The organism is Brachybacterium sp. NPDC056505 (assembly GCF_042794925.1).
Lineage (GTDB): Bacteria > Actinomycetota > Actinomycetes > Actinomycetales > Dermabacteraceae > Brachybacterium > Brachybacterium kimchii.
Map to the genome: position 1 here is coordinate 24,711 of NZ_JBHTSV010000034.1, position 13,618 is coordinate 38,328.

The following is a 13,618-nucleotide window of genomic DNA, read 5'->3' on the forward strand; positions in this document are numbered from 1 at the left end:
CCTGTGGCGTTCCGCGGCGGCGCCCTGTCCGTGACGGACGGTGCGGTGCCGCGCTCCCGGGATCGACGGTGTCTACCGTTCGGTCACCAAGCCCATCTTGTCACCATATTGACGGGAATGCCCGACTTCCACCCATCTGCGAGCGCGCTCACTCCCGGCCGGGTGCGCGGACAGCGGCCCGACGGGGTGCGGGAGGCCGTCTGATAGCTTCCTGAGACGTGAGCAGATTGACCGTTTCGTCCGCCACGTCCGGTTCTGTGCCGCGCGTGCCCGCACGCGTCACATGGATGGACCTGTACCGGGGGTTCGCGGTCGTGCTCGTCGCCGCAGGGCACTCGATGGTGCCCGAGACGAATCCCGTCATCTCCCACATCTGCATCGCGCTCTCCGCGTACCGGATCCCCGCCCTGCTGTTCCTGTCCGGGGTCCTGCTCCCGCGCTCGCTCGAGAAACCGACCTCCGTGTTCCTCAGCGGGAAGCTGCGACGGATCGTCTGGCCGTGCGTGCTCTGGACGGCGATCATGCTGGGCATCTTCGGCATCGACAACGCCCTGCATCCGAGGTACTGGCTGCTGGCCGAGCAGCCCCACACCTGGTACCTCGATGCGCTCGTGATGTTCTATCTGCTGGGACTGCTCACGCGTCGGATCCCGCCGATCGTCGTGGCGCTGGCGCTCCTGGTCGTCTCCCTCCCCGTCGGGATGCTCGGGTCCCCGGACGACTTCCCGGGGATGGTCTGGCACCGTCCCTGGTACGGGTTCTTCTTCTTCCTCGGCGCAGCGCTGCAGCCGCACCTGCACCGCGTGATCCGGGCCCCGTGGTGGATCGCGCTGATCGCAGCCGTCTTCTCGGTGCCGTGGATGGTGCACGTCGCCCGGCTGGGCGGCGAGGCGAACGGCGGGCTCCTGGCGGCGCTCGGTTCCGGGGTCGGGCTCGTCGTGGTGCTGTGGGCGGCCCCGCGCGTGCCGCGCATCGCGCCGGTGCGCGCGCTGGAGTGGATGGGCCGGAACTCGATCGTCATCTACCTCGTGCACTTCCCGGCGATGTTCGCCTGGCATCAGATGGGGTTCGGTGCCGGCGGCGTGCTGCCCTATCTGCTGATGTTCGTGCTGTCCGTCGGCGCCGGTGTGGGCGCGGTGCTGCTGCGTCCCTGGTCGCGCTTCCTCTACGAGTTCCCCGGCACCTGGCGACCGCGAGCGGAGAGTCGCACCGAGATGCAGCCGGCGCGGTGACGCGCTCCCTGAGTTCCGTGCGTCCCTTGCGTCTCCTGCGTTCCCTGGGCCGCCTGGGTCGTCGGCGATCGGGCGAGGCGGGCGTCATGCCCCGCGGGGGTCGTGGGGCCCACTGACCAGCCCCTTCATATGACCGGGTTCACACACGGTCACCATCCTTCAGTCGGCGCGACCCGCTCCCGTAGCTTCCCGGGCATGACAGCGCCCACGACCCTGCCCGAGCTCGAGCGCACGGTGGCGGCCCGCCGGCGGCCCGCGCTCAGCTACGAGCTGTTCCCGGCGCGCACCGACACCACCTTCGAGCGCCTGCGGGACACCATCGCCCAGCTCGAGACCACCGCGCCCGACTACGTCTCCGTCACCAGCCGCACCGGACAGCGGAACCTCGCTCGCGTCCTCGAGCTCACCGACCACGTGCTGCACGAGACCGACCTGCGGCCCCTCGTGCACGTGACCTCGATCGGCTCGAGCCGGGCCGAGCTGCGCACCGTCGTCCAGGCCCTCCTGGACCGCGGCGTGCGCGGGATCCTCGCCCTGCGCGGCGACCAGGAGGAGGGGCACGACCTCGAGGGCGACGAGATCCCCTTCGCCCGTCCGCTCGTGGACCTCATCCGCGAGGTCGAGCGCGAGCGCACGGCGGCCCTGGCGGGCGGGCGCGTGAGCGTGGGTGTGGCCGCCTACCCGCACCGCCACCCCGAGTCGCCCACCTCCCAGCACGATCTGGAGGTGCTGCTGTCCAAGGAGCGCGCGGGCGCCGACTTCGCGATCACGCAGGTCTTCTTCGATCCCGCCGAATACTGCGCGCTGATCGGGAAGGCTTGCGACGCGGGCCTCCGGATGCCCGTGATCCCCGGCTTCGTGCCCGCCACGAATCCGCGGCGCCTCGAGCGCCTGGGCGAGCTCTCCGGTGTGCCGCTCCCGCGCGATCTCATGCATGCCCTGGAGACCGCGCGCGACGAGTCCGAGCAGCGACGCATCGGCGTGCGCTGGACGGTCGACCTCATCACCCGCGTCCTGGACGCCGGCGCCCCCGGACTGCACCTGTTCACCTTCAACCGCCACGCCGAGTCGCTCGACGTGCTCGAATCCCTCGACCTGGACCGCTGGTCCGACCCGACCACAGGAGATGCCCGATGACGACCGCTCCCCGCACCCCGGACACCGCCCACGCCCCGAACACTGCCCACACCGCGCTGCCCGCCGCGACGCCCGTCGGCTACCCGCGCATCGGCCCCGACCGCGAGCTCAAGAAGGCCGAGGAGGCCTATTGGTCCGGCCGCATCGACTGCGCCGAGTTCGCGCAGCGCACCCGCGCGCTGCGGGACGCGACCCGCTCGCGCCTCGCCGAGCTCGGTCTCACCGGCCGTGCCGCGATCCCCGAGACGTTCTCGCTCTATGACCAGGTGCTCGACGCCGCGCTCGCCGTGGGCATCGTCCCGGACCGCTTCGCCGACGTCCTCGGGGCCGACGGGACGATCGACCTCGACGGGCACTTCGCGCTGGCGCGCGGCACCGCCGAGCAGCCTCCGCTCGAGATGACCAAGTGGTTCGACACGAACTACCACTACCTGGTCCCGGAGATCGGCCCCGACACCGACCTTCATATCGCATCCACCCAGGTCATAGACCTGTTCCGCGAGAGCCTCGAGGCCGGTGCCGGTGCCGGTGCCGGTGCCGCAGCACGCCCGGTGCTCGTCGGCCCCCTGACCCTGCTCCTGCTCGCCAAGGCGCAGGACGGCGCGCCGGCGGACTTCGACCCGCTGGACCGCCTGGACGACGTGGTCTCCGTCTACGCCGAGCTGCTGGCCCGCCTCCACGAGGCGGGCGCGAGCTGGGTGCAGCTCGACGAGCCCGCACTCGCCGCCGACCAGCGCGTCGACCCGCAGGGCCTCGCCGCGCTGCTCGAGCGCGCCGAGGGCCGCCTGGCGTCGGCCGAGGACCGTCCGCAGATCCTCGTCACCACCCCCTACGGCGGCATCGGCGACCTGCTGCCCGCCGTGCTCGCCACCGGCGTCGAGGCCGTCCACCTCGATCTCACGCGCGGCGAGATCCCGAGCGCCGCACAGCTCGAGGGCGTCGGCCGCACCGGGATCGTCGCCGGTCTCGTCGAGGGCCGCTCCGTCTGGCGCACCGAGCTGCCCACGGCCGCCGCGCGCCTCGCCCTGCTGCGCGAGCTCGTGGCCGAGGCGGGCGGGGACCCCGGCGCCGTCGTCGTCTCGACCTCGGTGTCCCTCCAGCACGTCCCGCACACCCTCGATCGTGAGACCGATCTGCCCGCCGACCTGCGCGCGACCCTCGCCTTCGCCGACGAGAAGATCGCCGAGATCGTGGCCCTCGCGGGCTCGTCCATCGCCCCCGGCTCCGTCGACGGGCCCCGCTCCGTTCCCCGCGACTTCGCGGGCGTGCGCCGCAGCGAGGTGCGCGAGCGCGCCGCGGGCCTGACGGCGGCGGACCTCGAGCGCTCGGCCTTCGAGGTGCGCGGCGCCGCCCAGCAGTCGCGGCTCGGCCTGCCCGTGCTCCCGACCACCACCATCGGCTCCTTCCCGCAGGTCGCGAGCGTGCGCAGGGCGCGCGCGGACCACCGCGCCGGGCGCATCGACGCCGCCGCCTACGAGCAGGCGATGCGCGAGGAGATCCGCCGCGTCGTCGCGCTGCAGGAGGAGCTGGGCCTGGACGTCCTGGTGCACGGCGAGCCCGAGCGCAACGACATGGTCCAGTACTTCGCCGAGCACCTCGACGGCTTCGCGACCACCGCGCACGGCTGGGTGCAGTCCTACGGCTCCCGCTGCACGCGCCCGTCGATCCTCTTCGGCGACGTCTCGCGTCCCGCACCGATCACCGTGGGCTGGTCGGCGTACGCGCAGTCGCTCACCGACAAGCCGGTCAAGGGCATGCTCACCGGTCCGGTGACCATCCTCGCCTGGTCGTTCGTGCGCGACGACCAGAGCCTCGGCGAGACCGCCGACCAGGTCGCCCTCGCGCTGCGCGACGAGATCGCGGACCTCGAGGCGGCCGGCATCGGCATCGTCCAGGTCGACGAGCCCGCGCTGCGCGAACTGCTGCCGCTGCGCGCCTCCGACCAGGACGACTACCTGCGCTGGTCCGTCGACTCCTTCCGCCTCGCCACCTCCGGCGCGGCCGACGCCACCCAGATCCACACCCACCTGTGCTACTCCGAGTTCAACGAGGTCGTGGACGCGATCGACGCCCTGGGGGCCGACGTCACCAGCATCGAGGCCGCCCGGTCGCGCGGCGAGATCCTCGAGGCTCTCGATCCCGAGCGGTTCTCCCGAGGCATCGGCCCGGGGGTCTGGGACATCCACTCGCCGCGCGTTCCCGCCGCCGAGGAGATCCGCTCCCAGCTCTCGGCCGCGCTCGACCGCGTGGGGGAGGGGCGGCTGTGGGCGAACCCCGACTGCGGGCTCAAGACCCGCGGCTATGAGGAGACCACCGAGAGCCTCCGGCACCTGGTCGAGGCCGCGCGCGCCGTCCGCGAGCAGGCGGCCCGCGAGGGGTCGGGTCTGCCGGTCGGCTGACGGGCGCGGGGTCGAGCGGGCGCCCGAAGATCGGGCGTCCGCACGTCGGGATTCCCCCGGAAATGTCGGTCGGCGACGCTAACCTGAGAACAGGGTGAAGATCTTCCGCACGGACCCTGATCATCGGCTCCTCATGGTGGGCGCGACCGGTGCGGGTGGGGATCCGATCCTGCACATCACGGATCAGCACGAGGGGACCTTCCGATGACGACGCCCGACGACGGCACGACCGCGCCCGACGGCACGACGCCGTCCGCGCAGCCGCCTGAGCACACCGCCCAGAGCTCGCCCCAGGACGAGCAGCGCACCGCAGATTATTCGTACGGCTCGTACGGTCAGGAGCCGACCCGGTCCGCCGGCGATCCGGTGGACCTCGGGCAGCAGACCCCCGCGGCTCCCGGGCAGCAGGGCTCCGCCTCCGCCGGGTCGTCGGCACCTGCCGCTCCCGTCGGCGCGGCGCCCGGGCAGGGTGCGCCCACGGCCCCCGGGCCGCAGGCGATGCCGACCTCCTCGTCATCGATGAGCACGGAGCAGGTGGTCGCGACCCTGCGGGGTGCCGGTCTGGAGAGCCCCCTCCGCTCGCTCGCGGTGGGCGGCGTCGCCTATGTCGGCGCGCTCCTGACCTCGCTGCTCGCGGTGCTGCTCTCGGCGGCGGCGATGGCCGTGGGCGCCTCCGGCACCGGTGAGGTCGGCGACGAGCTGGATTCTGCGGGCATCGATCCCGAGGGCGCGCTGAGCGGGATCGCGATGATCGTGCGCATGCCGTTCCAGCTGGTCGCGATGGCATCCTTCGGCTCCTGGGGGACGCACGCGGAGTACGAGGGGGTCGCCCTGCGGGCCTCCGTGCGGCTGCTCCCGTTCGTCGTCACCCTCGTCATGGTGCTGCTGGCCTTCTACGGCGGTCGCCTCGTCCAGCGCGGGCGCACCACGGGGCTGCTCGGCATCTGGGTCAGCGCGCTGATCACGGGCATCGCCACCGCACTGGTCACGGTGCTCGCGGCCCTCATCCTCGCCCAGCCCGTCCCGATCGAGGAGGGCTTCTCGCTGCGCGTGCACGCCGCGGGCTTCGATGCGTTCTTCGGCTCGCTGGTGCTGATCACCCTCGCGATCGGGCTCGGCCGGATGAGCCGGCGCGCACGCTGGGCCTGGTGGCCGCTGATCGCGGACCTGCCCGCCGCTGCGAAGCTCGCCGTCGTCCACGCGCTCGTCATCGGCATCGCGCTCGGGGTCCTCGGCGCCATCGGCACCACGATCCAGGCGCTCGCGGACGGGGAGCAGCCGCCGGTATTCGTGTTCGTGCTCCTGCTGCCGCTGCTGGGCGGTCAGATGATCGCGGCGCTCACCGGGCTGCCGCTGCTGTCCTCGCTGACGGCGAAGGCGAACGCTCCCGACCTCCTCGGCGAGTTCCTGCCCTCCTCGAGCTTCACGGGCCGCGCCACGGTCTTCGACCTGCCCTGGTACGCGTGGCTGCTCACGATCCTGGTGGGGATCGGCGTGCTGCTGGTGGTCTCGTTGCCGTGGAACCACGGCCGGCGCATCGTGCCGGGGAACATCATCGCCCTCGTCGTCTCCTGGGCCGCGCTCCCCGTGGTCTACTTCGCCGGCGGGATCGTGCTGCTCGTGCTGGCGCGGGTCTCCGTGTCCTTCGGCGTGGAGGGCGGATTCTTCGGCGGCGGCGAGCAGATGTCCGGCTCGGTCGGGCTCGCCTGGTGGACGCCCTTCCTCGCGCTGCTGGCCGGGGTGATCGTCGAGGTGCTCTCGCGGTTCTTCGCCCCGCTGCTGGGCCCGGTGCTGCCGCGCCGCACGCTCTCGTGGTTCCGCCGTCCTCTGGCGCCCGCCGACGTCGTCGATTCCCAGAACGCCGTCGGAGCTCCGGGGGCCGCCGCGCCCGGGAGCCCGGCGACGGGGGCCGCCGACGGCACGGCGCCTGGCGCTCCGACCGGGGCCCCGACCGGCGCTCCGACCGGGGCCGCTGGGCTCGCCGCCGGTGCAGCGGCCGGGCTCGCCGGTGGCGCCGCGATCGGCAGCGCGACGACCGTCGACATGTCCGGATCGGGGTCGGGCACCCAGGAACGTCGGCCGCTCTCGAAGAAGGCGCGCCGCCGCCTCATCGCCGGCTTCGCCGGAGCCGGCGCGATCTGCGTCCTGGTCGTGGGGCTGGTCATCGCGTACAACGTGGTCGCCAGGACCGTCTACGCGCCGGAGAAGAGCGTGGACGCCTACCTCTCCGCCCTGGAGGACGGCTCGGCCTCGCAGGCGTCCGAGCTGGCGCCCGCGAACGTGCCGACCGCTCAGCAGGTGCTGCTGACCGACGAGATCGCGGGCGCGGCGGCGCAGCGCCCGGACTCCCACGAGATCACGGCCACCGACCGCCAGGACGACGGATCCGCGCAGGTCACCGCGCGCATCACGCAGGACGGCGTCACCAGCGAGCAGACCTTCACGGTCGAGCGCGCGGGCCGCTCCGCCGTCGTGTTCCCGTCGTGGCGGCTGGGCGCCGTCGAGTACTCGACGCTCCGGCTCGTGGTCGACCAGGGCACGTCCACGATCCTCGTGAACGATCAGGAGGTCGACGTGTCCGGGCTGGATCTGTCGCCGGGTTTCGTGGACCTGCCGGCGCTGCCCGGGACGTACACCGTGTCGCTTCCCGCCGCTTCCGATCTGGTCACCGTGACGGACAGCGAGGTGCCGGTGCTCGTCGAGCCGAGCGGTGACGAGGACACCTACGCCAGCCCCTTCTACCAGCTCTCCGAGGCCGGTCAGAAAGAGGTGCAGAAGCAGGTGAACGCGACGATCGACGAGTGCGCGACCAGCAAGGACGCCGCGCCCGAGGACTGCCCCTTCGAGGCGTACGTGTACGACGAGGTCGACGACTCCGGGTCGTGGAAGATCGAGGACTACCCCACGGTCACCGTCGAGGAGGAGGACGGCTGGTACTTCTCGACCGGGTACGAGGACGCCGGCTCCGCCGTCTACTCCTACAAGCAGGAGCCGTTCCTGGACGACGAGAAGCCGACCGACGAGACGAGCGACAGCTCGATCACGGTTTCGGGCGCGGTCTCCGTCGACGACGACGGGAAGCTCTCCGTCCAGTACAGCGAGTACTGAGCCCCTGCGGGCATTCGGTCCGTCGATCTGTCGGTCCGGCGACCCACGGCCTCAGCGCCCGACGATGACCAGGATCTATGACAGGAACGGGCCGTTCCTGTCATAGATCCTGGTCATCGTCGCGTGTTCCCGTGAGGCACGTGGGGCCGGGGGCCGGGGGCCGTGGGGCCGTGGGCCTCGGTGCGTGCCGTGCGCCGCGCACCGCGCGTACCCGCGCCGGATCCCTGCCGCCCTACGCCCCCGTGCGCATCCAGGCGTTCCCGCGCACGCGGACGCCGAGGGCGACGGCGCGAGCGACCATGAACAGCAGATTCGTGGCGACCCAGAGGGCGGCCAGGCCCAGCGGTCCCGCCGGCGCCCAGAGCCAGACGACGATCGCACCGGGCATCACGGCGAGCATCGTGAGCATGCCGGCCCGGGCCAAGTAGGGGGCGTCGCCTGCGCCCATGAGGACGCCGTCGAGCACGAACACGTAGCCGGCGACGGGCTGGGCGACGACCAGCACCCACAGCGCCGCGCGCAGGCTCTCCTGCACGGCCGGGTCGGGGCTGAACCAGGAGGGCACCACGTAGCTCGCCGCGAGCAGCATCACGCCGACCACGGCTCCGCCGCCCACGCCCCACCGGGTGAGTCGGCTGGTCACGGCGTGGACCGTCATGGTGTCGGCCGCCCCCAGGTGACGACCGGTGAGGGCCTGCCCCGCGATCGCCAGGGCGTCGAGCGCGAGGGAGAGCAGCGTGAACACGGTGGTGGCGAGCTGGTGCGCGGCCAGCTGCACCGCGCCGAGGCGCGCCGCGACGAGCACGGTGACGAGGGTGACGATCCGCAGGCTCAGGGTGCGCACGAGCATCGGGAACGATTCGCGACCGGTCGCGGCGACCGAGCCCAGGTGCGGCCGCAGCGCCACGCCCTCGCGGCGCGCATGACGCACGACCACGCCCAGCAGGACGCCTGCCATCAGCCACTGGCAGATCACGGTGCCCGTCGCGCTCCCGGCGATCCCCATGCCGAGGCCGAAGATGAGCGCGGCGTTCAGGGGGATGTTCAGCAGTGCTCCGCCCACGGCCACGAGGAGGGGGAGGCGTGCATCCTGGAGTCCTCGGATCAGCCCCGTGGTCGCCTGCACGGAGAGCATCGCGGGCAGGCCGAGCGCGGAGATCCGCAGGTAGACGGCGGCCTCGGCGGTGACGTCGGCCCCCGCCCCGAAGAGCGGGAGCAGCACGCCTCCGCCGGCGACCAGCAGGAGCAGGCAGCCCGCGCCGATCATCAGGGCGAGCCACGCGGCGTCGACCCCGCGGGCGATGGCCTCGCGCATGCGCCCGGCCCCGACGGCCCGGGCGACCGCCGCGGTCGTCGAGTAGGCGAGGAACACGGAGAGCCCGACGACCGTCGTCAGCACCGTCGAGGCGAGTCCGAGCCCGGCCAGTGAGGTCGTCGAGACGCGCGCGATGAACGCGGAGTCGGTGATGACGAAGAGCGGCTCGGCGACGAGCGCGCCGAGCGATGGCAGCGCGAGGCGCAGGATCTCGCGGTCGACGGAGCGCCGCGCCGCCGCGGGCGAGGGGTCGGCCGGGCGCACGGGGGAGGAGTCGCGGGAGGAGTCGGGGGGAGGATCGGGCAAGGGCTCGGGCACGGATCCATCGTGCCAGGGGCCGGGCAGCCGACGGGCGGGGCACGGATCACACCCGATGCTCCGACCTTCGGCTGATGCTCGCGATGTCCGGACTGTGGTCGAATGCCCGAGGATGGCCGCGCTGCGTCGGCCGAGTCCGCACGCCCCGCTCGACCGTCCCGGCCCATCGGCCCAGGAGACTCATGAACCGTCTGGCCAAGCTCAGCCTGAACAATCGTCCGTTCATCGCTCTGGTCTGCATCGCCGTCTCGATCATCGGGATCTTCGCGATGACGACCATGCGCCAGGAGCTGATCCCCTCCGTCTCGCTCCCGCAGATCCAGGTGATGACCACCTCGCCGGGGGCCTCCTCGGAGCAGGTGCAGAAGCAGATCAGCAAACCCGTCGAGCAGGCCGTCACGGGCATCGAGGACGTCGAGAAGACCTCCTCGTCCTCGCAGGCGGGCGTCTCGGTGGTGACCGTCGAGCTCACCTACGGCACGGACACCGCGCGCGCGACCAACCAGGTCGACGCGGCCGTCGGCCGCATCGACGACCAACTGCCCGAGGGCGCGGACCCGCAGGTCATCTCCGGCGGCACGAGCGACCTCCCGGCCGTGGTGCTGTCTGTCTCCTCCGATCTGGACCCGTCCGAGCTCGCCGACCGCCTCGACACGAGCGTCACCCCGGAGCTCGAGCGCGTGGACGGCGTCTCCTCCGTCGCGGTGATCGGCGCGCCCGAGAAGATCGTGCGCATCACGCCCGACGAGGACGAGATGGAGAAGCGCGGCCTCACCGACGACGACATCTCCACGGCGCTCGATGCGAACGGCCTCTCCCTGCCCGGCGGCAGCGTGACCGACAAGAAGCAGAGCATCGACGTGGTCATCGGCCAGGAGATGACCAGCATCGACGACCTCAAGGGCATGGTCGTCATGCCCGGTTCGCAGGGCGCGTCCTCCGGCTCGTCGGACTCCTCCGCTGCCTCCGGCGGATCGGCCGACGGGTCGAGCGGCGGCGCGGCCGGCGGCGACGCCGCAGGCCAGCAGGGCCAGACCGGCCAGTCGAGCCAGTCGAGCCAGTCGGGCCAGCAGGGCCAGACGGGCGCCGACCAGGGCGCGACGGACCAGGGCCAGTCGGGCCAGCAGGGCCAGTCGGGCCAGCAGGGCCAGACCGGCCAGCAGGGCCAGGCCGGCCAGCAGGAGGTAAGCACCCTGGGCGACGTCGCGAAGGTCGAGGAGACCACCGAGGACCCGACCTCGATCTCGCGCACCAACGGCCGTCAGTCGCTGGTGATGATGGTGACCGCGACGTCCGACGGCAACGTCGTGGACATCTCCAAGGACGTCTCCTCCACGCTCGACAGCACTCTCACCGAGGTCGGCGGCGACGCGAAGAGCGACGTGGTCTTCGACCAGGCGCCGTTCATCCGCGAGTCGATCGTCTCCCTCGCCGAGGAGGGCCTGCTGGGCCTGGTCATGGCCGTCGGCGTGATCCTGCTGTTCCTGCGCCGCCTGCGCCCCACCCTCGTCACCGCGATCTCGATCCCGACCTCGCTGCTCATCGCGTTCATCGGCATGCTCGTCACGGGCTACACGCTGAACATGCTGACCCTGGCGGCGCTCACGATCTCCATCGGCCGCGTGGTCGACGACTCGATCGTGGTCATCGAGAACATCACCAGGCACCTGGCCTACGGCAAGACCCGCAGACGGGCCATCCTGGACGCCGTCAGGGAGGTCGCGGGGGCGATCACCGCCTCGACGCTCGCCACCGTGGTGGTGTTCCTGCCGATCGCGATCGTCGCCGGCATGGCCGGGGAGCTGTTCCGACCGTTCGCCCTCACCGTCGCGATCGCGATGCTCAGCTCGCTGCTGGTCGCGCTCACGATCGTGCCGGTGCTCGCGTACTGGTTCCTGCGCCCGCCCAAGAAGCAGCCGGTGCCGGACGATCCGGACGACGAGGCGCAGGTCGCGAAGGTGCGCGAGGCCGCCGAGGCGCGCGAGGAGCGCACCTGGCTGCACCGCCTCTACGCGCCCGTGCTGCGCCTGACCCTGAACTCGCTGCCGCGGCGCCTGATCACGGTCGTCGTCGCGATCGTGGTGCTCGTGGGCACCGTGTTCCTCACGCCGCTGCTGAAGGTGAACTTCCTGGGCGACACCGGGCAGAACATCGCCTCGATCACCCAGACCCTGCCCGCCGGGACGAGCCTCGAGGACTCCTCGAAGAAGGCCAAGGACTCCGAGAAGGCCCTCATGGACCTCGACGGCGTCGAGACCGTGCAGACCACGATCGGCTCCGGCGGCGACGGCGGCTTCAGCGCCGGCGGAGGCGGCGGGGAGAACGAGGTCAGCTTCTCGATCACCACCGACGCCGACTCCGACCAGCAGGCGCTGCAGACGAAGATGGTCCGCACCCTGCAGGACCTCCCGGATCCCGGGGACGTCGAGGCGGCCGACATGACCTCGGCGACCGGTTCGAGCACCGTGGACATCCAGATCACGGGGCCGACGGCCAAGGACCGCAAGGCTGCGAACGACGCCATCCTCGATCAGCTCGACCCGGCGCCCAGCGGCGTCAAGGAGGTCACGAGCGACCTCGAGGGCGACCAGCCCACCGCCGTGGTGACCGTCGACCGCAAGAAGGCGGCCGAGAAGGGCCTCACCGAGCAGGCCGTCGTCGGCCTGGTCGCCCAGAAGATGAACCCCGGCTCCGTCGGCACCATCACCCTGGACGACGAGGACCTCGACATCTACGTCGAGCAGAAGGACGACGTCACCACCCTGAAGAAGCTCAAGGACCTCGACCTCGCCGAGGGCCTGCCGCTCACCGACGTCGCGAAGGTCAGCCAGGAGGAGTCCCGGCCGTCGATCGCGACCCAGGACAACGTCGAGACCGTCACCGTCTCCCTCGCCCCCACCTCGAGCGACAACGTCGGCGCGGTCTCCCAGGCGGCGCAGAAGGCGATCGACGACGCGGACCTGCCCAGCGGTGTGAAGGCATCGCTCGGCGGCTCCGCCTCGGACATCGACGAGACGTTCGGCCAGCTGGGCATCGCGATGCTCGCGGCGATCCTGCTGGTGTACGTGCTGCTGGTGTGGATCTTCAAGTCCCTCGTGCAGCCGCTCGTGCTGCTGGTGTCGATCCCGTTCGCGGCCACCGGTGCGCTGGGCCTTCTGGTCCTCACCGGCGTCCCGCTGGGGCTGCCCTCGATGATCGGCCTGCTGATGCTGGTCGGCATCGTGGTCACCAACGCGATCGTCCTCATCGACCTGGTCAACCAGTACCGGCGCGGGGGCATGGCCCTGGACGAGGCGATCCACATGGGCGCTGCCAAGCGTCTGCGCCCGATCCTCATGACCGCGGCGGCGACGATCTTCGCGCTGCTGCCGATGGCGTTCGGCATCACCGGCAAGGGCGGCTTCATCTCCCAGCCGCTGGCCGTGGTCGTGATCGGCGGCCTGGTCACGTCGACCCTGCTCACCCTGGTGATCGTGCCGGTGCTCTACCGTCTCACCGAGGGGCCGGGCGAGCGTCGTCGCCTGCGTCGCGAAACCGCCGAGCGCGACCGCCGCGAGGCAGCGGAGCGCGAGGCCCAGGCCAAGCGCGAGGCGCAGTCCAAGGAGCTCGGCGAGCGGGCAGCCGCCGCGGCGGCTGCATCGTCGGCGACGGGTAACCCTGCGGCGGCGGGGGAATCGGCCTCCGCGCCGGTCTCCCCGGCCTCACCCGCCGAGGCACCCGCCGACTCGTCGCCCGCGGAGACGGACAGCGGCACGTCGCCCGCGGAGGCTCCCGCCAGTGACTCGCCGAGCACCGACGGCTCCGCCGGTTCCGACGCCTCGGCGAACTCGCACCGGGCTCCCGGCCCCGCGCACACGGCTCCCGCGGGGGAGAGCGGTGCGCACGCCGCCGGCCGCGGCGACGCCGGCGAGGGGCGCACGGGGTCCGGGTCGGCCGGAGCCCGACGCACGTCGGGTCGCGGTGGTCCGCTGCGCAGGATCCGGAACCGCTTCCGCCGCTGAGCGGGAGAGGTCCGTCCCACCGCGGGGCGGGTACGTATCGAGTGCTGCGGATGCGGCCGTGTCGGCGAACGGCGTGGGCGGGCTGTCTCTGCCACATGTGGCAGAGAC

At 72.1% G+C, this 13,618-nt stretch carries 6 protein-coding genes; 5 read left to right on the forward strand and 1 reads right to left on the reverse strand.

The genetic code is table 11. The features are described from left to right. Window positions 1–266 precede the first annotated feature (266 nt). The 4 genes from ACFQ53_RS14320 to ACFQ53_RS14335 all read left to right on the forward strand — a co-directional run bounded on the left by ACFQ53_RS14320 (window position 267) and on the right by ACFQ53_RS14335 (window position 7,876). Entirely contained in the window at window positions 267–1,232 is a 966-nt protein-coding gene (locus ACFQ53_RS14320; protein ID WP_377860797.1) for an acyltransferase family protein, read from the forward strand. A gap of 195 nt (window positions 1,233–1,427) precedes the next feature. Further along, a complete protein-coding gene (locus tag ACFQ53_RS14325) occupies window positions 1,428–2,369 on the forward strand; it encodes a methylenetetrahydrofolate reductase (RefSeq protein WP_377860799.1) in 942 nt (313 codons plus the stop codon). Then, window positions 2,366–4,768, forward strand: coding sequence for a 5-methyltetrahydropteroyltriglutamate--homocysteine S-methyltransferase (gene metE, locus ACFQ53_RS14330; protein WP_377860801.1), 2,403 nt, complete (start codon window positions 2,366–2,368; stop codon window positions 4,766–4,768). The genes ACFQ53_RS14325 and metE overlap by 4 nt, the downstream gene beginning before the upstream one ends. 204 nt (window positions 4,769–4,972) lie before the next feature. Next, entirely contained in the window at window positions 4,973–7,876 is a 2,904-nt protein-coding gene (locus ACFQ53_RS14335) for a hypothetical protein (RefSeq protein WP_377860803.1), read from the forward strand. Window positions 7,877–8,108: 232 nt separating this feature from the next. On the opposite strand, the gene ACFQ53_RS14340 is transcribed toward ACFQ53_RS14335, so the two are convergent. Then, window positions 8,109–9,509, reverse strand: a complete 1,401-nt coding sequence (locus ACFQ53_RS14340) for an MATE family efflux transporter (protein ID WP_377860805.1) — start codon at window positions 9,507–9,509, stop codon at window positions 8,109–8,111. 182 nt (window positions 9,510–9,691) lie between these two features. Between ACFQ53_RS14340 and ACFQ53_RS14345 the strand changes: the two genes are divergently transcribed. After that, entirely contained in the window at window positions 9,692–13,510 is a 3,819-nt protein-coding gene (locus ACFQ53_RS14345) for an efflux RND transporter permease subunit (protein ID WP_377860807.1), read from the forward strand. Window positions 13,511–13,618: the final 108 nt, after the last annotated feature.

Coding starts and splice junctions, on each gene's coding strand:
- ACFQ53_RS14325 (WP_377860799.1), top strand. CDS start 1,428: ATGACAGCGCCCACGACCCTGCCCGAGCTCGAGCGCACGGTGGCGGCC.
- metE (WP_377860801.1), top strand. CDS start 2,366: ATGACGACCGCTCCCCGCACCCCGGACACCGCCCACGCCCCGAACACT.
- ACFQ53_RS14335 (WP_377860803.1), top strand. CDS start 4,973: ATGACGACGCCCGACGACGGCACGACCGCGCCCGACGGCACGACGCCG.
- ACFQ53_RS14345 (WP_377860807.1), top strand. CDS start 9,692: ATGAACCGTCTGGCCAAGCTCAGCCTGAACAATCGTCCGTTCATCGCT.